Here is a 19,027-nt window from a genome sequence, read left to right as displayed (position 1 = left end):
CGTTCGCGGTTCGGTCGCCGAAAGATCCGGCTCCCCGCGTCTCAGAGGTCCATCCCGCCGTTGACGTCGAGCACTTCGCCGGTAATGTAGGAAGAGTCCTCGCTCGCGAGGAACTCCACGACGCAGGCGACGTCGTCGATCGTGCCGAACCGGTCCAGTGGGATGTCCTCGAGGATCACGTCCCGCACGCGATCGGGCACCGTCTCGAGCATGGAGGTCTCTGTGAAGCCCGGCGCGACGCAGTTCGCGGTCGATCCCGATTCGGCCAGTTCGAGCGCGAGCGTGCGAACGAACCCGAACAGTCCGCTCTTGGCGGCGGCGTAGTTCGCCTGCCCGAAGTTGCCCTGCTTGCCGACGATCGAGGAGATGCAGATGAGTCGGCCCTCCTCGGCCTGTTTGACGTCCTCGAAGAACGTCTGCGTGCAGTTGAACGCGCCGCCGAGGTGGACGTCGATCACCTGGTCCCACTCGTCGCGGGTCATCTCCTCGAACTTCGTGTCCTGGGTGATCCCGGCGTTGTTGACGAGCACGTCGATCGGGCCGAACGCGTCGTGGATCTCCTCCTTCATCGATTCGACCTCGCGCCGGCCGGTCACGTCGGCCCGCGTGGCGATCGCCGAGCCGCCAGCGGCCTCGATCGCGTCGACGACTGTCTCGGCTTCGTCGACGGACGAACGGTAGTTGACGGCGACGTTCGCGCCGGACTCGCCCAGGTGTTCGGCGATGCCGCGGCCGATCCCTCTCGATGCGCCGGTGACCAGACAGGTGCGTCCTTCCATGATGTAGCCTCGTTAGTGCCCGACCGGGGACTCCGGGTCCCCGCTGTCACTGGTCCAACAAAGGACGATACCGGCAATAAAAGGTGGCCTCCAGTTCGCTGCCGTCGGCGTCCACATGCCACTCTCCCCACTGCAGCTCGGTCCTGGCCCGGATCAGCTGCTGGTCAGCTGTTCGGCCTGTTCGATCCAGGAGAGGATCCGATTGGGCGCGACCTCGGTGTCGGCGGCGAGTGCGGCCGCGTCGGCCGCGGCGAGCTCGGCGAGCGTGGTGACGCCAGCGTCCTCGAGCCGGTCCTCGTAGGCTGGCCCGATGCCGTCAACGTCCTGGAGGGTCGCATCGACAGCAGCGTCGTCGGCTGCGTCGGCGTCCGACCCGCCGGCAGCGGCGGCGTCCGCGGCTGCAGTCTCGGACTCGCCGTCGTCAGCTTCGCTGCTCTCGGCGGTCTCGGAGGCTGCGTCGCTCGCAGCTGCCTGCTGTTCGGCCTCGTCCGTGGCTGCCGGTCGGGCTTCCGCGTCGTCTTCGACCTGTGAACGATCCTCGAACCACTCGCAGACGTCCGGCCAGAGCTTCGCGTGGGACCGCGAGGAGACGCTCATCCCGATGTGGCCGGTCGGGAACTCCATCGTCGTCACGTCGTCGGTGCCGACGACGTCGTTGAACGGCTTGGAGGCGCTCGGCGGGATGAGGTGGTCGTACTCGGCGACGATCTGCAGGACGGACACGTCGATATTCTCGACGTCAACGTGGCGGTCGCCGAGGTAGAGCTCGTTTTCGTAGAGCTTGTTCTCCTGGTAGATGTCCTCGATGAACTCCTCGAAGGCGTCGCCAGCGACGTCGATCCCGTCGCCGAGCCACTCCTCCATGCGCGCGAAGTTCTCCACGAACTCCTCGTCCTCCATGTTCTCGTAGAACCGGACGTACTTCGTCACGTAGTTCTCGACGGGGTCCATCAGCGCGAACCCGGTGTCGAGGAACTCCGCGGGGACGTTCCCGAACGTGTCGGTGACTGCGTCGGGATCGAAGTAGTCTTCGTCGCCCCACAGCTCGAGGATGCCGCCGCTGCCGGCGAAGCAGAGGCCGGCGGCCATGAGCCCGAGGTTGCGGACCTTCTCCGGGTAGAGCGCGGTGTACATGGAGGACATCGTCCCACCCATGCAGTAGCCCAGGACGTTGATCGAGTCCTGCCCGGATCGCTCGCGGACCTCGTCCACGCAGTTGTCGACGTACCGGACGACGTAGTCCTCGAGCGTGAGGGAGGTGTCGAGGAGCGACGGCTCGCCCCAGTCGATCATGTAGACGTCGAACCCGTTCTCCAGCAGCGTGCGGACCACGGAGCGGTCGGGCTGGAGGTCGAGAATGTACGGCCGATTGATCAGCGCGTAGACGATGAGGATCGGAACGTCGTGTTGTTCCTCGGTCTGGGACTCGTAGTGGAGGAGCTGGAGCTTGTTCTCCTCGTAGACGACCTCGCTAGGCGTCTCGCCGACGTCGACCTCGGCGATCGCCTCGTTGGCGTCGGGGGCTGCACCGAGCTTCTCGGCTGCCTCCGTTGCCTGCTCCCAGGCCGAACGCTGTGCGTCCAGGAAGCCGGCGTAGGGGTTCTGCATCGTTGTCACCTGCAATTACTCCTCGTCCTCGACGGCGTCGAGCACGCGGTCGAGTTTCTCCTCGATGGCGTGCTGGCGCCGCTCCAGTTCGACGAGCCGGTCGCCGACCTCGCGAATGTCGCGTTCGGTCGCCATGCCGAGCGCGTGGAGCGTCTCCTGGGCGTTTTCGTCGGCGGTCTGGCGGAGCTCGAGGGCGTCCTCGACCGTCTCGCCGGTCACTGCCGCGAACGCGCTCGTGGACATGACCTCCTTGAACGCTTCGTTTGCGCTGGACAGCCAGAGGTCGCGGGCGTCCTCGGGAGCGACCTGTCCGCCCTCCTCGGAGACCTGGTCGGCCATCTCCTCGGCGGCGTCCATCCAGACCTGATAGGCGCGGGCGTAGCCTTCGACGCCCTCACCGAAGCGTTCGTCGTCTGTGCCTTCTGCCAGCGTCTCTGCCCAGGTCTCGACGAACTGGGACTGGGCCTCGACGTTCGCCTCGAACGCGTCGACCATCTGCTCGTTCATGTTCTCGACGAACTCGGTCCAGTTCTCCTGTGCGGGCGGGGTGGTGGATTGTTCACTCATGGTGGGATCGGTCGCTCGTGGTGGGATAACGGGCCGCAGGTAGTTCAAAAGGGGGCTCAGTCGGCGGAGACGTCGATCTCCTCGAACTCCTCGGCGCTCTCCTCGACCTGCTCGTGGGCCGAGAGGAACGTGTCGAAGGAGCTGTCGACGAACTCGCCGTAGTTGTCGGCCGCGGTCTCGAAGCTCTCGACGCTCTCGTCGGCTGCCTCGTGGATCGCGGACCAGGACTCGGCCTGGATCTCCTCGGCGTTCTCGAAGCCGTCGTCGACGAGCGCGCGGAGGTCCTCGAGGTCGGCCTCGGGGACGGACTGCTCGATGGCGTCCAGGTAGGCGTGGGCGGCCTCCTGGCTGAGCTGTGCGCTCTGTTCGCTGACCTGCTCGAGCGTGTCGAGCCCGTCGGCGAAGGCGTTGACGGCGGTCTTCTGGGCCTCGAGCGTCTCGACGGTCAGCTGGTGGGACTGTTCGATCGCACTGCGCTGGAAGTCGAACGCGGTCGTCAGGGGGTTGGTGTCGGTCATGGTAGGGTCACTCGCTGTCTCGATCACGTTTGACGGGGACGACGATCGTCTGGACGATGTCACCCTCCTCGATGTCGAGGGCCTCGCGCTCGGCGTCCGGGATCGAGATCCGGCCGCCGCTCTGGACGCGAGATTTGAACGTCGCGGTTCCGGTGCTCAACGCGCTGAGGTCGGAGAGCCCGCCACTGGCGCCGTTGGCGCCCGCGGAGAGCCACTGCTCGTACAGCTCCTGCTGCCGTTCAACGGCGTCTTCGCTTGCTTCCTGGAACTGCTCGGCGAACATCGCCGGCGGCCAGGGGAACCCAGCGTTGTCGTCCGTCATCACTCACGTATAGACCGGCGGGATGCATAAGGCTTCCCCTCAGATGGTATTCAGTGGTATTGAGTGGTATAGCGGGGATCGGTTCGGTTCAGTACGTCGGTTTCGGCTGCTGGCACTCCCCCAGCCGCTGGCAACGCACTCGTTCGACGCAACGATTCTGCAATTTGGCAACTCGCCCGCCGGAGCCTCCGGACACTGTCGCTGAGCGACGAAAATAGCCGCGTCGTTGACACGAGCCAATGCACACAAGTACCCGGACACTCCTACGGATCGTATGTCCGACACGAGCAGGGCGAGTGGCTTTGCGGGCGTTGCCGACGCCTGGATGGACCTGACGAACACTGTCGTACGGAGTACTGCGGCCGCGAACCGTGCTGCCTTCTCTGCGTTCGTCACGGAGGACGGTGCGACCGAGGAGGAGTTCGCGGACTCCACGATCCCCTCCGTCGCTGGCGAGGAGTCCGACTGGACGTTCGAACGCTCCGTCGATCGGCGCGAGGATATCGGCGTCGGCGACACGGTCACCTTCTCGAAGCGACTTACCGACGAGGACGTTCACGCGTTCGCCCGAGCGAGCGGTGACACGAACCGGCTTCACCTCGACGACGACTTCGCCCAGCAGACCCGCTTCGGGGGCCGCATCGTCCACGGAACGCTCGCCTCCGGGCTGATCAGTGCCGCACTCGCCCGCCTCCCCGGTCTCACGATCTACCTCTCACAGGACCTCAAGTTCAGTGCACCCGTCGGCATCGGCGACCGGGTCAGTGCGAACGTCGAGGTCGTCGAGGATCTCGGCGAGAACCAGTATCGCCTCACGACGGAGATCCACGACGAGGACGAGGACACGACGATCATCGACGGCGAGGCGGTCGTCCTCATCGACGACCTTCCCGAGGAGTAGCGTCGCCGGCCGTTCCCAGGGCAACTGTTTCTCCGAGCGAGTCGATCGAGCCAGTTCGGCCAGCCTGGGGGTTTAGGAAAGCCTAAAGCCCTTCGCACGAAATCGGTGTCACAAGAGAGCTGCAACCGATCGGTTCCGGAATCGTTCCGGCCGACGCCGGTGCAGTGAGCAATGGATACACATGGCTGCCGACGATCACCCAGCAGATGGCCGGCGGATCGACGCGACGTCACGGGCCGCGACCACCGGGCTGGAGCGGCAGGCCACGACGGACGCCGACCGCGACGGCGTCGGCGCACCCGACCCGGCCGACGACCGGGAGGAGGCCGACGCCGAGGGCGAGCGAATCCTCGAAATAGAGGGGCTGCGCAAAGAGTTCGGCCCCGAGTGTGCCGTGGACGGCCTCTCCCTCTCTGTCAGGGACGGCGAGCTCGTCACGCTGCTTGGCCCCTCGGGTTGTGGTAAGACGACGACGCTGCGAACGATCGCCGGCCTCGAACGCCCGGACTCCGGCTCGATCACGATCGACGGCGACTGCGTCGCCGACGGCGACGGTGCGACGGCGCCCGAGGCTCGCGACGTCGGACTCGTGTTCCAGGACTTCGCACTCTTTCCACACCTCACCGCCGCGGAGAACGTCGCGTTCGGCATCAAGGGCTGGGCCAGCGAGGAGCGCTCCCAGCGCGTCGACGAACTCCTCGAACTGGTCGGCCTGAGCGATCAGCGCGACAGTCAGCCGGCGGAGCTCTCCGGCGGCCAGCAACAGCGGATCGCGCTCGCCCGAGCGCTCGCGCCCGAACCGGACCTCCTGTTGCTCGACGAACCATTCTCGAACCTCGACAAGGACCTCCGGGTTCGCACGCGCGAAGAAGTCCGCCGAATCCTGATCGAGGCCGGCGTTACCGCGGTGTTCGTCACGCACGACCAGGAGGAGGCGCTCTCGATCTCCGACCGCGTCGCGGTGATGCACCAGGGATCGATCGAGCAGGTTGGACACCCCGAGCAGGTGTTCCAGCATCCGACATCGCGGTTCGTCGCGGGCTTCCTCGGCCACGCCTCCTTCCTCTCCGCGTACGTCCACGACGACGTCGTCGAGACCGAAATCGGCGAGCTGTCCCGGGACCGGATCCACGGACTCGCGCCGGCCTACGACCGAACGACCGTCGACGTGCTCGTCCGTCCGGACGACGTCGTCGCCCGACCGTGTCCGGACGCGGTCGAGCCCGACGGGAGGGTCACCTACCGTCGGTATCTCGGCCCGACGGTGCTCTATCGGGTCGAACTCCACAACGGCGACACCGTCGAGTGTATGCACAACCACTCCGCGAACGTCGACCTCGAGCAGGACGTCTGCGTGGACCTCACGGCGACCCACGACCTCGCGTGGTTCCCCCGGGAAGCCCACACCGAGTGAGCGGGCGCTGCGTCGGTCGCAAGGCAGTCAGCCGAAAGCAACTGCGTTGGTCCCTCGGGATCTGGAACACGTAACTTGAAGGCGCGGGCCCCGTCACCACCAGCTATGAACCGCCGTGCAACGGCGATCCGAGCAGGGATCGTCGCGCCGCCGATCGCGCTCGTCGGCATTCTGCTCGCGACGATCGTAGATCCCTCGTTCTCGTGGCTCGACAGTGCGCTCTCACACACCGGCGAGATGCCGCCAGGCCGTACGATCTCGGTCGACCTCCTCGTCGACCGGCCGTCCTTCTTCCTGTTCAACGGGAGCCTGCTTCTCGCGGGGCTCGGCGGGCTGCCGTTCGCAGCGCTTCTCTACCGCGAGGCCGAGCATCCGCTGAAGCGGTCGGGAATCGTCACGCTCGTTGTCGCGTTGCTCTCCCTCGCCGCAGTCGGCGTCTTCCACCTTCCACACAGCTGGCACGCTCCAGCTGCGATCGTCCACTTCATCGCGACGATGGGGTTTCTGTTGATCTACGGTCTCGGGCTCGCCGAGACCGGCGAGGTGCGCCGCGGGGCGGTGACGGCCGGACTCGGCGTGCTCGTGCTCGGGACCTGGCTGCTCTGGACGCTCGTGCTGACCGACGCCGGCATCGCGATCCCGGAGATGGTCGGTGCACTGGCTCTCGGCGGCTGGGTCGTCACCGAGGCATTCAGAGCGCTGGAGGCCACCGAGCGATCCACTGTGCGCGACGGGCTCGGTTCCTGAACTGCGCCGCGGCGACTTGTGACTCCGGTCACCGGGGCACGGGACGATGCCGCCTTCGCGTCGCTGCTTCGGATACCGTTCGCTCCGCGTGCGCGTCCGTTACTTCTCGTAGGTCCAGACCTGGCCGCTGTTCACCGCGTCGACCTGTTTGAGCGACTCGCGAACGCACCGCCACCAGCCGGCGGCGCTTTCGTAGCCCGCCGGCCAGTCCTCGTACAGTTCGTCGACGAAGTCCTGCTTTCTGGCGCGACCCTCGTCGTGGAGGTACGCGAGCGCGCGGCCGACGACGACGCGACGTGCATCGACCAGCCCCTGGGTCCGTCCGGGGACGTCGATCCGGTCGAGGTCGGCGAGATCTTCACCGGGCCGGACGTCCGAGTCGTCGAGCGTCGTCGCCGAGGAGTAATCGAGTCCGGTCTCGACCTCGCGATCGAGCTGTTTCCGGGTCTCCGCGACCGCACGCCGGCTCATCTCGTCCAGGCGATCCGTCTCGACGGTTTTGAGCGACCCGGCGTCCTCGGTCACGGGATCCTCCCGGACGCGCTGGACGCGCTCGGGCTGGAGGTGCATCGACGTGATCTCCGACTCCGTGCTGACGCCGCCGTCGGAAGCGGCCCGAGGCTCGTCGGCCGTCGACTCCTCGGCTGCGGATCCGGGGCTCCCACCGGCCGAGGCGTCGGATGCCGTCCCGCCAGTATCGACGGAGGAGCCCCGATCTGCACTCGTCTGAATGGTATCGACGTTCGATCTGGATTTCGAGGTCTGGGACAGCGTCGAGGCGGCGCGTTCGGTCGAGGCCGCTCCGTCGGTGTCTTTCGCGCTCCGCGGGCTCGCACCGCTACCTGCAGTCCCGCCGTCTGCCGTCCCGCCACTGCTCGCTGTGGAATGATCCGCGGTCGCGCCGCGTGAACTGCTGGCGTCGGTTCTCCGTGAACTGCCGCCACTGGCCGAAGCTGCGTCCGCCGGCGTGGCGTTCGAAATCGGATCTGAATCTGCGTCGACGGCCGCAGGATCGACGCCTTCGGCCGCGAGTCGCTCTTCGAGGGCGACCAGCCGGTCGCGGTAGGATTCGAGGAGCTCCGCGGACTCGGTTCCCTGTTCGATCGCGGCGCGGTTGTCGACGATCCACGCGAGATAGTTCTCGGAGTCCCGAAATCCGAGGAGATCGGTCTCGGTCTGGAGGGCGTCCGCGGTCTCGTCGTCGACCGCGACGCGGAACTCGGGCATTAGAAATCACTACGGAATGGAGGTACAAAAACTATCGTCAGACGCTCCGCGGGCTGGCGGTGGCGATCCGTCGACCGCCATCGAGCGGCCCCGGCTCCAGCGGACTTCGGTGTTCGTCGAATCGAACTTCTACGGACGACGATCGGATTGCCGTTCGATCGCCATGTGGCATGCTACCGCGTATGAAACAACCCTTAACTGCCGAACCTGCATATCGGGCTTCAACATGCACAAGGACGAGCTTCTGGAGCTTCACGAACAGATGGTGACGATCATGCGCCACTTCAGAGAACGCGAGGACGTCGACCCCGAGCTGTTCGAGCCCTACGCGCAGCTCGACATCGAGCCCGACCACGTCCACAAGTCCAAGAACGAGCACAAGCACGCCGTGTTCGTCCTCGGTAACGCGCTCGCCTCGGCGATGAGTGAAGACGAGTTCTCCTCGGCTGGCCGGATCGGCAAGCGGATGGAGGAGCTCGCTGACGACGCCGAACGGAAGATCTGAGTCGGCACGCTGCGCGACGAACGCGTTCGTTTTGCATCCCTCATCTCGCATTCTCTCCACGTTTCTTCCCCCACCTGCTCTCATCTCCCCACCCGCCCACTCACCAACTCGTCCACTCACCAACTCGTCCACTCACCCACTCACCAACTCATCCACTCACCCATTCACCAACTCATCCACTCACCCATTCACCCACTCACCCACTCACCAACTCATCCACTCACCCATTCACCCACTCACCCACTCACCAACTCATCCACTCACCCATTCACCCACTCACCCACTCACCAACTCATCCACTCACCCACCCACTTCCGCCCTCGTCGTGCTTCGAGTGAACTGCTCGATTTGCCGTAGCTGAACCGCGTTGCTCGGTTCCACGAACCGGAGGGGCTTCCTGGTTGCCGGATCCCGGTTGGCGGAAAGTATTTGGGTGGACTCCGGCTTGTCGTGGGTATGGAGCGACGCATCGAATCGGACGTCGAGGGCTGGCCAACCCGGCCGTTCGAGGACGGGTACGACGGCCTCCGGCAGCTCGCGTCCGCGGACTTCTCGGGTGTCGTGCGCGCCGGCGGCACCTGGTTGTTCTTCGTCAACGGCAAGATCGTGGGCGTGTTCGAAGGCGAACTTGAGGACGTTGAGGACGCCCAGGGCACCGCGCACAAAGCACCACACCCCTCCTTACCACTCCTCTACGCGATGCAGGTGACGGGTGGCGACACCCGGGCGAAGTACTACACGAACGACACGCCGATCTCCGAGGTCCACGAGACCCTCTCTTCGGGCTCGTTCACTGGCTACGTCGAACTCAGTGAGAACGTGCTCAGCGGCGACTACTACCAGCTCTACCACGGCGGCGCCTCGATGAGCGTCGCGTTCGTCGGCAACAGCGGGAAGATGATCACCGGCGACGACGCGTTCGAACGAGCCGACGACGAGGTCGGAATCTACGAGGTCGTCGACGTCGACTTCGAGGTCACCGAGGTACCGGAGCCGGAGCCAGCCGAATCGAGCGATTCCGCCGATTCGTCCGACTCCACTGGTTCTACCGACTCCGCCGACGCAGTCGACGCCGCCGGCGCAGCCGCAGTAGGGGCCGCCGATGGAGACGCAGCTGCCGATCAGCCGGCCGCCGGCGACGCAGGCGGCGACGTTACGGACGACGCTGCTGCCACGGACGAAGCGAGCTCGACTGCAACCCGGTCGGAAGCAGCAAATTCGGAGTCAGCTCATACGGAGGCAGCTGGTTCGGACGCAGCCAGTTCGAACGCGACGCGATCCGACGCAGCCGACTCGCCGGACGACGGTGCTTCGGCAAGCCGGAGCGACGGCCCCGACGATCCCAACGGCGCCGACACTGCTGGGTCGTCTCCCGACTCCCCGCCGTCGACTTCCTCGGGGGCGACGCCGGCCCCGCCGGCCACCGACGCAGACGTCGCGGACTCGCCGGAAGCAGAGCCCACCCGCGATGCCGACGCCAGCGACGACGCGACGGAGACTCCAGACGCGGAGACACCGGGCGCCTCGAACGAGAGCGGCGACGAGACCCGAGCACGCGCTCCAGGCAGTCGAGCCGAGCGCGAGCGATCTGCTGCCACGGAAGACGACGCCTCCTCGCCCGGCGCCGAGACGACTGCGCCCCTTTCGCGAGGCTCCGCCACCGACGGTACGGGGAGTCGAACTGCCGGAACGGATTCCGGCCGAGGGTCCGACGCGGCGGGACAGTCTCCCAGTGCATCCCCAGACGCCGGCTCGCCCCGAGGTGACGATCCTCAGCGATCCGAGAGCGCGTGGCGCGAGGCGACGACGGTACCGTCGCTCGATCCCGAAAATAGCGACGAGCCGGAACCGCCGGTGGCCACCCAGAGCACCGGGTCAGAGGGGCGGACGCGTTCGGCACAGCAGTCGAAGGCTCGGTCCGATGCGAACGCGCAGTCTCGGTCCCAACGACAGTCCCGTTCGAACCAACAGCGCGGCACTGCCCAGCAATCGGGGTCGGCTCAGGAGTCCTCCGCTGCTGGACAGCGCGGGGCGACGAACGCGCAGTCCTCGACAGGCCGGTCCGGTGACGTCGACGATACGCTCGAACAGGAGGTGCTCGAGCGCGAGGACCGGATCGATCGACTCCAGCAGCGCGTCGAGAACCTCGAGGAGGATCGCGACGAGATCGCGGACGAACGCGATCGGCTCTCCGAACGCGTCGACTCGCTGACCGAGGAGAACGAGTCGCTCCGGGGGGAGATCCGATCCCTCGAGGAGGAAATCGAGGAGCTCGAGGCCGCGGCCGAGCGGGCGGAGGCGGCTGGCGGTGCAGGCGACGCTGCAAGCGGTTCCGGTGGCAGCGCCGGCGGTGCGATGACTCCGCGAGCAGCGCTCGAAGGCACCGATCTGTTCGTTCGCTACGATTCCAAGAGCGCACCGACGCTCGAAGCCGCACACGACGGGAGCGCAGACGCTGGCGAGGTCAATCAGAACCTCCGCCTCGACGTGCACACGCAGTTCGAGAACGAGGGCACGACCGTCGAGGGCGAGCCCTTCGAGGCGTTCCTCGAGGAAACGATGGCCTACCGGTTCGTCGAGTGGCTCGTGCGGACGCTTCCCTACGAGATCAGGGAGACGGACTCCGCCTCGGAGCTCCGCGACCTCTACGACGCGCTCCCCGAGGTCGACCGGGTCGAGTTCCACGGGGAGGTCGCCCGCGATACCGTCGACGACGAAGAGGGCGCCCCGAGCGAGACGTTCGATGTCGTCGTCCGGGACAAGATGGGCGAAGCGCTGTTCGTCGCGAACATGAACGACGCCCGGGATCCGGCGACGGGTCGGATGATCGTCGACCTGCAGGAGGCGGCGAGTCGCGTCAAGGAACACTCGATGGCGCTCTCGAGTGCCTTCTTCGTCACGCGAAGCTTCTTCGAGCCCGCGGCCCTGGAAACGGCCTCGGAGGCGACGAGCGGGAGTTTGCTAAGCCGCGATTCACGCAAGAGCTACGTCAAACTCTCCCGCAAGCAGGGGTACCACCTCTGCCTGGTCGAGGCTCGTGGCGACGACCTGCATCTCAACGCTCCGGAGCTGTGAGGCGGTGACGGCGGCTGGAGCGTGCCGCCGGTTCGCTCTGGATCACACGTTTTACTCACGTCACAAGTCGGTAGCAAGCGTCCTCGGATTGGCCGGCTGAGCGGTCGCAAGCTGCTGTCCTTGGACGTCGTGTGAGAATAGGTATCCGATCGTACTCCGTCGACGGAGCTCGCGGGGCAGGGCGGGTTCGAGCGACGATCGGCGACGTGAATCGCGTTCGACTCTCGGAATCCGCGTTCGATCAGGACTCGAGTTCGGCGGCGTCCTCGAGTTTCATTCCTTCGAGCGTATCGACGGTCTCGTCGATCTTGCCGTCGAGTTCGTCGATGAACTCGGCGGTTCGCTCGGTCGTGATCGCACCCTGACTCGAGGGCTCGATGAGGTTCTCCTCTTCGAGGACCCGGAGCGAGTAGCGTACCTTGTGATGCGGGTAGCCCGTCTCGTTGGACATCTTCACGATGCCGATGGGCTCGTTCTCGATGACCATCCGCAGCACCTGCAGATGGCGTTCCAGCATGTCTACCTCCTTTTCGAGCCGATCTATCATGGCACGTGTTAACTTGTCGTTGGGGGCTTTAAATGTTGTCGTCAGGAACGGGGACGCTCGGTCGACGCACCGCGGTAGTGATTCGAATCTCTCCCGTGGGAGTGGTTAACGGTTCCGATCCTGGAGGCCCGTCCCGTACCGGAACCGTGGCGTGCATCCGGTTACAGCCCCTGGAACGTGCCTGTCCGTTCGGTTACGCGAGCGCCGTTTACTGGCCTGGTCCCATGGGCGGCCCCCAGAAACGCTCCGTGCCGGGTACATCGTAATTCGTTTATCCGGCGACGCGAAATCTCGCCTCGTAATGACTGTCACCATCGTCGGCGCGCAGCTCGGCGACGAGGGGAAGGGCGGCATCGTTGACGTGTTCGGCGAGTCTGCCGACGTGGTCGCGCGGTATCAGGGCGGTGACAACGCTGGTCACACCGTCGTACACGGCGGGGAGACGTACAAGCTCTCGCTGGTTCCGAGCGGTGCGGTACGGGGCAAGGTAGGTGTGCTCGGGAACGGCTGCGTCGTCAACCCGGCAACGCTGTTCGACGAGCTCGACGATCTCCGGGAGCAGGGGCTCGATCCCGCCGTTCGCGTCGCGGAGCGGGCGCACGTGATCATGCCCTACCACCGGATCCTCGATAACCTCGAGGAGGACGTTCGCAGCGACGACGACCTGAAGGTCGGCACCACGGGCCGGGGTATCGGCCCGACGTACGAGGACAAGGCGGGTCGCCGCGGCGTCCGCGTTGGCGACCTGCTCGATCCCGAGGTCCTTCGCGACCGCCTGGAGTACGTGATTCCACAGAAGCGTCGGCTGATCGAGGACGTCTACGAGATCGACCTCGGATCCGTCGACCTCGCGTTCGACGGCTTCTCTGCAACGGACGCGTTCGACGTCGACGCCGTCTTCGAGCGATACCGGGCCTACGGCGAGCGCCTCGCGGAGGAAGGGATGCCGGTCGTCGCTGGCGAGTTCCTCTCCGATTCGATCGCGGACGGCGAGCAGGTCATGCTGGAGGGCGCACAGGGAACGCTGCTCGACGTCGATCACGGCAATTTCCCCTACGTCACGTCCTCGAACCCCACTGCGGGCTACGCTGCCACCGGCTCCGGACTGGGCGTGACGACCGTCGGCGACGGCGAAGTCGTCGGCGTCGTCAAGGGCTACCTCTCCCGCGTTGGCACCGGGCCGATGCCGACCGAACTGGGCCCGAGCGAGGGCGGGCACGGCGTGGACGCCGGTGACGAGGCGGCTGCGACCGGCGCCGACCCATCCGCCGAAGACCTGGCGTCCTACATCCGCGAGGAGGGCGGCGAGTACGGGACGGTCACTGGCCGCCCCCGCCGCGTCGGATGGATCGACCTTCCGATGCTCCGCCACGCGGCCCGCGCGAGTGGGTTCACCGGATTCGCCGTCAACCACGTCGACGTGCTCGCTGGCCTCGAGACCGTGAAGGTCGGCGATAGCTACGAACTCGACGGCGAGACGGTCGAGACGATCCCGTCGACGACCGAGCGCTGGGCGGCCTGCGAGCCGAACCTCCGCTCCTTCGACGGCTGGCCAGAGGTCGACTGGACCGACGTAGCGGCGGAGGGGTACGAGGCGCTCCCCGAGAACGCCCGGACCTATCTCGAGTACGTCGCCGACGAGATCGACACGCCGCTGTACGCCGTGGGCCTGGGTCCCGAGCGCGAACAGACCGTCGTGCTCGAGCATCCGTTCGAGTAATCGTCGCTCGTTCGGGATCTCGATTTTCCGCACGCGGTCTGGCTCCCAAGCGTTGAACACGCTGCCGCTCGAGCACCAAGTATGATCTTCGTTCCCGGCGCTTTCGTCTCGGACGTCGCCGACACCACCGTCGATCGCTTCGCGACGTGGGTCGAGACGTCGGTCCCGACGTTGCTCCGCGTGCTGCTCGTCCTGTTTCTAGCGTACCTCGGGATCAAACTCGCTTTATTCGTCCTCCGGCGGGTGCTCGGTCGGCTCTACGGCGAGCGAGAGGCGCTGGTCGTCGACCTCGCCGTGACGATCGTCGGGATCTTCCTCTGGTTCAGCGTCGCGCTCTCGATCCTGTCGATGCTGGGGATGGGCGAGATCGCGGCGAGCATGGGCACGACGACCGGGTTCGTTGCGTTGGGCGTCGCCTACGCGCTCTCGGAGATGATCGAGGACACCGTCGCAGGTGTCTACTTGTTGCGGGATCCCGACTTCGAGGTCGGGGACCGCGTCGTGACCGAGAAGGGCGAGGGCCTCGTCCGCTCCATCGAGCTCCGGAAGTGCAGGCTCGAGCAGGACGACGGATCGATGCTGGTCGTCGCGAACGGCGACGTGGAGAAGAAGTGGACGCGGAAGGAGGCCGAGGGAACGGCGGGGTCGGCCGCCGAGCCCTAATTCGCGGGAACCGTAACCTGAAAGCGGCCACGGTGCCAGCGTCGTCGTAATGAGCGATCTGGACGCGGAGGTGCAGGACCCTGCCGACGTCGGCGACGAGGGACCGCCGATCGCCGAGAAGCCCTACAAGATCATCTTCGAGGCCAACGCCTGCTTCGGCGCGGGCAAGTGCGCGGAGGTCGCGGACAACTGGGAGATGGACATTCTGAGCGGGATGGCCAAGCCGAACTCGTACTTCATTGGTGAGGACGAACTCGACGAAAACGTCAGGGCCGCCGTGGTCTGCCCTGCGAAGAAAGGCGACGGGTGCATCCACGTGGTGGACCGCCGGACCGACGAAGAGATCGCGCCGGATCCCCACGGTGACGGCACGATCAGCGTCGACTGGTAGCGCGATATCGCCGTGCCGTAGGCGAAACCGACTTGTCCGGGTGTGTGAAATGGCCGGACGCGCGAGGGTGGCCGAGCCTGGCCAAAGGCGGCGGGCTTAAGACCCGCTCTCGTAGGAGTTCGTGGGTTCGAATCCCATCCCTCGCATTCGAGCCGCGACCGAAGGGAGCGGCTCGGAGACGCGAACGGCGAACGGAGTGAGCCGTGAGGGACTGTCGCGAGCACTTTCGCGAGCGACAGCAATCGTTCAGATGGGTTCGAACCCTGGAAGTCGCAGTGCGCGCAGCGAGCTACGCGAGCGAGCACAACCGTCTTCCTCCGGTTCGAATCCCATCCCTCGCATTCGAGCCGCGACCGGCGGGAGCGGCTCGTCTAGGCGAACGGCGTCCTGCGCGAGCCCCAGCGAGCGCAGGGCTCGGGAGGCGACCGAAGGAAGCCTCCCGGCGAACGGAGTGAGCCGTGATTGCTGTGTCTGTTCTACCACCATCACCGGTTCCGCTGATCGCCCGTTCCCCCCAGCAGGCTGCATGCCAATCCCTGACAATGGGCAAGTAGATACACTACAGTGCACTAAGATACATTATCCATGTCGTCGGACGAGTTCGTCGTCGAGGAGGGCACTGCATTCTACGGGCGCACGTTCGAGGAGTACTGCGAACTGTTCGATCTCGATGGCCGCGATCTGGTCGGTCGACGGATCCTCGACTGCCCGGGTGGTCCCGGATCGTTCACGGCAGCTGCAGCACGGATCGGTTCCGATGCCGTCGCTGCCGATCCGGTGTACGGGCCACCTGTCGAGAAACTCGACCGACGGTGCTCGGGAGCGATCGACGAGATCGTCGAGCAGGTTCGCGGGAAGACCGACTTCTTCGACTGGTCGTTCTACGGGGACGTCGACACGCGAGAGCGCTACGCCCGGGCCGCTGCCACGCGCTTCCTCGCCGATTACGCCAGATCACCGGATCGATACGTGGACGCCGCGCTGCCGTCGCTCCCCTTCGAGGACGGCGCGTTCGATCTCGTCTGCTCGGCGAACCTCCTCTTCCTCTACGACGACCGGTTCGACCGCGACTTCCACCGGGATGCAGCGCTCGAGTTGGCACGCGTCACCGCTGCGGAGTGTCGAATCGCAGGGCTGCAGTCCCTCGACGCCGAGCGCTCAGTTTTCGTCGAGCCCGTGGTGGAAGCGCTCCGCGGGGCGGGCTGTTCAGTCGAGTGCCGAGATGTCGAGTACCGGTTCCAGCCCGGGCCGACGGAGGTGCTCGTCGTGACAGACGTCGAAGACGTCCGCTCCTGATCCGTTGCGGTGATCTCGCGGCGAACAGCCGAGGAATCGTGAGACTATCCGGCTCGCATGAGGTGGCTCCGGAGCACGTCCGAATCCAGCGATCCCGCGCCGGTGTTGAGCAAGACCACGGTGTCGTCGAGGTCGAACGCGCCGTCGATGCAGAGCTCCCACGCACCTGCTGCGGCGGCACCGCCCGCGACGCTCGCCTCGAGCCCCTCGGCCGCGGCGATCCGGCAGGCCGAGGCGAGGATGCCTTCGTCGTCGACGGCGATCGCGCTTCCGCCGGTGTCCCGAACCGCCTGGAGCGCTCGATCGCCGAGCGCGGGGGCGGAGACCTCCAGCGCCCCGCAGATCGTGTCCGGGGCCTCCCACGTCGCGACGGAATCTGCCCCCGTTCCTGCGGCGTCGACGATCGGTGCACAGCCCTCCGCCTGCACCGCGTGGAGTGCTGGAATCTCCTCGACGACGCCGAGATCGGCCAGTAGGCTCGCCGCAGCGTGCAGCCCCACGATCGCTTCGCCGTGGCCAGTGGGAACGACGACGTGGTCGGGCGTCGCGCCGTCCAGTGTCGCGACGATCTCGGGGTAGGCCGTCGCCACACCGGCCGTCCGGAGCGGTGCGTTGGCGGGATCGATCGCCACCCAGTCTTCCTCGGCCAGGGCCGACTGGAACGCGTCGTCTGCGTCCGGGAGCCGTCCCTCGACGACGGACATGTCGCCGCCGTGGACGTTGATCATCGCCTTGGTGGTGTGCGTGGACCGGGTCGGAACGAACGCGTGCGCGTCGAGGTCGGCACGCGCGGCGTACGCCGCTGCCGCGACGCCATCGGCACCAGTCGTCGGAAGCGCGACGTCCGCCGCACCGGTTTCGCGAGCGATCGATACCGCGACCGAGCACGCGCGGTCGGCGAGGGTGCCCGTCGGGTTGTGCCCCTCGTCCTTGATCGCCAGCGTTCCGACCTCGAGTTCGTCCGCGAGCGTCGGGCAGTCCACCAGGGGCGTCGCGCCCTCGCCGAGCGTCGCTGCCGCCACGACGTCGTCAGGGAGCAGTTCGCTGTCCCACTGGGAGTCGATCCGATCGCCCGCCCCCAGCTTCTCGGCGTCGATGGCATCGGCGTGGTACTGTGGAGCGAGCTGGCCGTCGCACTCTGGACAGCGTGAGTGCGCGATGTCGTCGCCGCGCCAGGCACAGTCTCCACAGGCGAGTGACAGTCCATCGGCAGCGTCCATGGCCGTGGCTGGGGAGGCGTCGCACAAAGCGCTGTTCTTCCCGGTCCGGAGTTGGCCGGTCGTGTACGCCGCTCGTGTACGCCGACCGAATCCCCTCGTCTACAGCGTGTAGTCGGCGTCCTCGGGATCGTCGACGACTTCGATCCCGCGATTGTTCACGGCGTCGGCGTCGAGCCCGACTTCGCCGAGGAACTGCCGGTACTCGCGCTCGCACTGTTCAGCGTCGCGTTCCTTGTCCGAGGCACGATCGCACAGCGCCACGAGGTCCTCGGGCACGTCGTTGGTGTGGACGATCCAGTGGTTGATCAGGTCCGAGAGGCGCCGGATGGGGCTCGTGAAGTGGCCGTAGATCTCGAAGTTCAACGCGTGGTGGCCGCCGAAGGGATCGTTCATGTACTTCGCCGCGGGCATGACCTTCATCACTGCCCACTGGATGTCCGAGAGCTGGCGCTCGGGTGCGGACTCGAGGGTAGCGTTGACGGCCTTTCGCGGCTCGTCCCACTTGTCGCCGGGGACCGAGACGCCGTCGAGCTCCTGGATCTCCTGGAGGGCTTCGCCCCACTCGTCGGGACTCGGCTGGGGATGCACGCGATACATCGCCTCGACGCCGCGGTCCCACATGAGTTCGTGCGTGACCGCCTTGTTGGCCTTGAGCATGCACTCTTCGACGATCGTGTGTGCGCGATCGCGCCGCGGGTTCAACACGAGCGAGCCGTCCTCCTTGCGCTGCTCGTGCATCCGGTCGGCGAGCTCGAAGGCGAGTTCGATGCGCTCCCCGAGGTCGACCTCCGGGTCCTCGAGATAGTCACCGGCGGTTTCGGGCTCGTCGAGGAGCGCCTCACACTCCGTGTACGTGAGCCGGGAGTCGCTCCGGACGACGGACTTGTAGATCTCGATGTTTTCGTAGGAGAGCGTCTCCCCGTCGAGTTCCATCTCCACGGTGTGGGCAAGTCGATCCTCGTTTGGGACGATCGAGCAGACGGTCTCGGCGAGCACCGGCGGGAGCATGTGGACGGTGTAGCCGGGGAGATAGACCGTGTTCGCGCGCTCGACGGCCGAATCCCACATCGCCGAGTCTGGGTGGACGTAGTGGGTGACGTCCGCGATGTGGACCCAGAGCCGGAAGTCGTCGCCCTCGCGCTGGATCGAGATCGCGTCGTCGAAGTCCTGGGCGTCCACGGGGTCGACGGTCCAGGTCGTGAGGTCCCGGAGATCCTGGCGCTCCTCGACCTCCGCTTCGATCTCGGAGCCGACGTCCTCCGTGCGGGCCTCCGCCTCTTCGAGGACTTCCGGCGGGAAGCCGTCGGGAATCTCGAACTTCTCCAGGAGCTCCTCGCGCTTGTTCTCGACGTGGCGCATGAACGCCTCGTCGATGCGGACGGGTCCCTGGTCGTCGGGGTCGGTCGTGGACTCGGCCTGCGCGTCTGACTCCCCGTCGCCCCCGGTCTCGGTCTCCGCGTCCGCTTCCGCGTCGGTCATGGTCCGCGATACGGCGGAGCCACCCATATGCGTGTCGGGGCGCGCCGA

18 protein-coding genes and 1 tRNA gene are annotated in these 19,027 nt (G+C 66.4%); 10 read left to right on the top strand and 9 right to left on the bottom strand.

All coding sequences use genetic code 11. The features are described 5' to 3' along the window. Nucleotides 1-41: 41 nt before the first annotated feature. The 5 genes from ACZ5KP_RS01910 to ACZ5KP_RS01890 form a co-directional block, all read right to left on the bottom strand. A complete protein-coding gene (locus ACZ5KP_RS01910) occupies nt 42-779 on the bottom strand; it encodes a beta-ketoacyl-ACP reductase (protein ID WP_460919335.1) in 738 nt (245 codons plus the stop codon). A 153-nt stretch (nt 780-932) separates the two neighbouring features. Beyond that, nucleotides 933-2,387 carry a class III poly(R)-hydroxyalkanoic acid synthase subunit PhaC gene (phaC, locus tag ACZ5KP_RS01905; protein ID WP_460921100.1) on the bottom strand — a complete coding sequence of 485 codons (1,455 nt, stop codon included), beginning with the start codon at nt 2,385-2,387 and terminating at the stop codon, nt 933-935. Nucleotides 2,388-2,402: 15 nt separating this feature from the next. After that, nucleotides 2,403-2,954 (bottom strand): poly(R)-hydroxyalkanoic acid synthase subunit PhaE, encoded by a 552-nt coding sequence (locus tag ACZ5KP_RS01900; RefSeq protein WP_460919332.1) that lies wholly within the window; start codon nt 2,952-2,954, stop codon nt 2,403-2,405. Nucleotides 2,955-3,010: 56 nt separating this feature from the next. Then, complete coding sequence (locus tag ACZ5KP_RS01895; protein ID WP_460919329.1) at nt 3,011-3,472, bottom strand: hypothetical protein; 462 nt, start codon at nt 3,470-3,472, stop codon at nt 3,011-3,013. 7 nt (nt 3,473-3,479) lie between these two features. Then, a complete protein-coding gene (locus ACZ5KP_RS01890) occupies nt 3,480-3,794 on the bottom strand; it encodes an AbrB/MazE/SpoVT family DNA-binding domain-containing protein (protein ID WP_460919326.1) in 315 nt (104 codons plus the stop codon). 274 nt (nt 3,795-4,068) lie between these two features. On the opposite strand from ACZ5KP_RS01890, the gene ACZ5KP_RS01885 reads away from it, so the two are divergent. The 3 genes from ACZ5KP_RS01885 (at nt 4,069) to ACZ5KP_RS01875 (ending at nt 6,856) form a co-directional block, all read left to right on the top strand. After that, nucleotides 4,069-4,695, top strand: coding sequence for a MaoC family dehydratase (locus ACZ5KP_RS01885; RefSeq protein WP_460919323.1), 627 nt, complete (start codon nt 4,069-4,071; stop codon nt 4,693-4,695). A gap of 181 nt (nt 4,696-4,876) precedes the next feature. Then, complete coding sequence (locus ACZ5KP_RS01880) at nt 4,877-6,109, top strand: ABC transporter ATP-binding protein (RefSeq protein ID WP_460919320.1); 1,233 nt, start codon at nt 4,877-4,879, stop codon at nt 6,107-6,109. A gap of 105 nt (nt 6,110-6,214) precedes the next feature. Continuing rightward, entirely contained in the window at nt 6,215-6,856 is a 642-nt protein-coding gene (locus tag ACZ5KP_RS01875; RefSeq protein ID WP_460919317.1) for a DUF998 domain-containing protein, read from the top strand. A gap of 99 nt (nt 6,857-6,955) precedes the next feature. Here the strand turns inward: ACZ5KP_RS01875 and ACZ5KP_RS01870 are convergent, their stop codons facing one another. Next, nucleotides 6,956-8,083, bottom strand: a complete 1,128-nt coding sequence (locus tag ACZ5KP_RS01870; RefSeq protein WP_460919314.1) for a hypothetical protein — start codon at nt 8,081-8,083, stop codon at nt 6,956-6,958. Between the two features lie 226 nt (nt 8,084-8,309). On the opposite strand from ACZ5KP_RS01870, the gene ACZ5KP_RS01865 reads away from it, so the two are divergent. Together ACZ5KP_RS01865 and ACZ5KP_RS01860 are read left to right on the top strand one after the other, a co-directional pair. After that, complete coding sequence (locus ACZ5KP_RS01865) at nt 8,310-8,588, top strand: UPF0058 family protein (protein ID WP_460919311.1); 279 nt, start codon at nt 8,310-8,312, stop codon at nt 8,586-8,588. A gap of 456 nt (nt 8,589-9,044) precedes the next feature. After that, a complete protein-coding gene (locus ACZ5KP_RS01860) occupies nt 9,045-11,663 on the top strand; it encodes a DUF7527 domain-containing protein (protein ID WP_460919308.1) in 2,619 nt (872 codons plus the stop codon). A 241-nt stretch (nt 11,664-11,904) separates the two neighbouring features. On the opposite strand, the gene ACZ5KP_RS01855 is transcribed toward ACZ5KP_RS01860, so the two are convergent. Further along, nucleotides 11,905-12,210: a hypothetical protein gene (locus ACZ5KP_RS01855; protein ID WP_248515509.1), complete on the bottom strand. Its 306-nt coding sequence runs from the start codon at nt 12,208-12,210 to the stop codon at nt 11,905-11,907. Nucleotides 12,211-12,511: 301 nt separating this feature from the next. Between ACZ5KP_RS01855 and ACZ5KP_RS01850 the strand changes: the two genes are divergently transcribed. From ACZ5KP_RS01850 to ACZ5KP_RS01830, 5 genes are all read left to right on the top strand, one after another. Further along, nucleotides 12,512-13,930, top strand: coding sequence for an adenylosuccinate synthase (locus ACZ5KP_RS01850; protein ID WP_460919304.1), 1,419 nt, complete (start codon nt 12,512-12,514; stop codon nt 13,928-13,930). An 81-nt stretch (nt 13,931-14,011) separates the two neighbouring features. After that, nucleotides 14,012-14,593 (top strand): mechanosensitive ion channel domain-containing protein, encoded by a 582-nt coding sequence (locus tag ACZ5KP_RS01845; RefSeq protein ID WP_460919301.1) that lies wholly within the window; start codon nt 14,012-14,014, stop codon nt 14,591-14,593. Nucleotides 14,594-14,642: 49 nt separating this feature from the next. Then, nucleotides 14,643-14,984 (top strand): ferredoxin, encoded by a 342-nt coding sequence (locus tag ACZ5KP_RS01840; RefSeq protein ID WP_460919298.1) that lies wholly within the window; start codon nt 14,643-14,645, stop codon nt 14,982-14,984. A 61-nt stretch (nt 14,985-15,045) separates the two neighbouring features. Beyond that, nucleotides 15,046-15,130, top strand: a tRNA-Leu gene (locus ACZ5KP_RS01835). A gap of 439 nt (nt 15,131-15,569) precedes the next feature. Beyond that, nucleotides 15,570-16,280: a class I SAM-dependent methyltransferase gene (locus ACZ5KP_RS01830; RefSeq protein WP_460919295.1), complete on the top strand. Its 711-nt coding sequence runs from the start codon at nt 15,570-15,572 to the stop codon at nt 16,278-16,280. 44 nt (nt 16,281-16,324) lie between these two features. On the opposite strand, the gene ACZ5KP_RS01825 is transcribed toward ACZ5KP_RS01830, so the two are convergent. Both ACZ5KP_RS01825 and ACZ5KP_RS01820 read right to left on the bottom strand, forming a co-directional pair. Beyond that, nucleotides 16,325-17,500: a pyridoxal-phosphate dependent enzyme gene (locus ACZ5KP_RS01825; RefSeq protein ID WP_460919292.1), complete on the bottom strand. Its 1,176-nt coding sequence runs from the start codon at nt 17,498-17,500 to the stop codon at nt 16,325-16,327. A gap of 99 nt (nt 17,501-17,599) precedes the next feature. Then, nucleotides 17,600-18,979 carry an RNB domain-containing ribonuclease gene (locus tag ACZ5KP_RS01820; protein WP_460919289.1) on the bottom strand — a complete coding sequence of 460 codons (1,380 nt, stop codon included), beginning with the start codon at nt 18,977-18,979 and terminating at the stop codon, nt 17,600-17,602. Nucleotides 18,980-19,027 lie beyond the last annotated feature (48 nt).

It is taken from the genome of Salinarchaeum chitinilyticum (assembly GCF_055390775.1).
Note: the sequence above shows the minus strand (reverse complement) of the source record. Positions and strands in the feature narration are given on the sequence as shown.

What these genes read in the sequence shown, in the direction of transcription:
- ACZ5KP_RS01910 (WP_460919335.1), bottom strand. Translation starts at nt 779, where the DNA reads ATGGAAGGACGCACCTGTCTGGTCACCGGCGCATCGAGAGGGATCGGC.
- phaC (WP_460921100.1), bottom strand. Translation starts at nt 2,387, where the DNA reads ATGCAGAACCCCTACGCCGGCTTCCTGGACGCACAGCGTTCGGCCTGG.
- ACZ5KP_RS01900 (WP_460919332.1), bottom strand. Translation starts at nt 2,954, where the DNA reads ATGAGTGAACAATCCACCACCCCGCCCGCACAGGAGAACTGGACCGAG.
- ACZ5KP_RS01895 (WP_460919329.1), bottom strand. Translation starts at nt 3,472, where the DNA reads ATGACCGACACCAACCCCCTGACGACCGCGTTCGACTTCCAGCGCAGT.
- ACZ5KP_RS01890 (WP_460919326.1), bottom strand. Translation starts at nt 3,794, where the DNA reads ATGACGGACGACAACGCTGGGTTCCCCTGGCCGCCGGCGATGTTCGCC.
- ACZ5KP_RS01885 (WP_460919323.1), top strand. Translation starts at nt 4,069, where the DNA reads ATGTCCGACACGAGCAGGGCGAGTGGCTTTGCGGGCGTTGCCGACGCC.
- ACZ5KP_RS01880 (WP_460919320.1), top strand. Translation starts at nt 4,877, where the DNA reads ATGGCTGCCGACGATCACCCAGCAGATGGCCGGCGGATCGACGCGACG.
- ACZ5KP_RS01875 (WP_460919317.1), top strand. Translation starts at nt 6,215, where the DNA reads ATGAACCGCCGTGCAACGGCGATCCGAGCAGGGATCGTCGCGCCGCCG.
- ACZ5KP_RS01870 (WP_460919314.1), bottom strand. Translation starts at nt 8,083, where the DNA reads ATGCCCGAGTTCCGCGTCGCGGTCGACGACGAGACCGCGGACGCCCTC.
- ACZ5KP_RS01865 (WP_460919311.1), top strand. Translation starts at nt 8,310, where the DNA reads ATGCACAAGGACGAGCTTCTGGAGCTTCACGAACAGATGGTGACGATC.
- ACZ5KP_RS01860 (WP_460919308.1), top strand. Translation starts at nt 9,045, where the DNA reads ATGGAGCGACGCATCGAATCGGACGTCGAGGGCTGGCCAACCCGGCCG.
- ACZ5KP_RS01855 (WP_248515509.1), bottom strand. Translation starts at nt 12,210, where the DNA reads ATGATAGATCGGCTCGAAAAGGAGGTAGACATGCTGGAACGCCATCTG.
- ACZ5KP_RS01850 (WP_460919304.1), top strand. Translation starts at nt 12,512, where the DNA reads ATGACTGTCACCATCGTCGGCGCGCAGCTCGGCGACGAGGGGAAGGGC.
- ACZ5KP_RS01845 (WP_460919301.1), top strand. Translation starts at nt 14,012, where the DNA reads ATGATCTTCGTTCCCGGCGCTTTCGTCTCGGACGTCGCCGACACCACC.
- ACZ5KP_RS01840 (WP_460919298.1), top strand. Translation starts at nt 14,643, where the DNA reads ATGAGCGATCTGGACGCGGAGGTGCAGGACCCTGCCGACGTCGGCGAC.
- ACZ5KP_RS01830 (WP_460919295.1), top strand. Translation starts at nt 15,570, where the DNA reads ATGTCGTCGGACGAGTTCGTCGTCGAGGAGGGCACTGCATTCTACGGG.
- ACZ5KP_RS01825 (WP_460919292.1), bottom strand. Translation starts at nt 17,500, where the DNA reads ATGGACGCTGCCGATGGACTGTCACTCGCCTGTGGAGACTGTGCCTGG.
- ACZ5KP_RS01820 (WP_460919289.1), bottom strand. Translation starts at nt 18,979, where the DNA reads ATGACCGACGCGGAAGCGGACGCGGAGACCGAGACCGGGGGCGACGGG.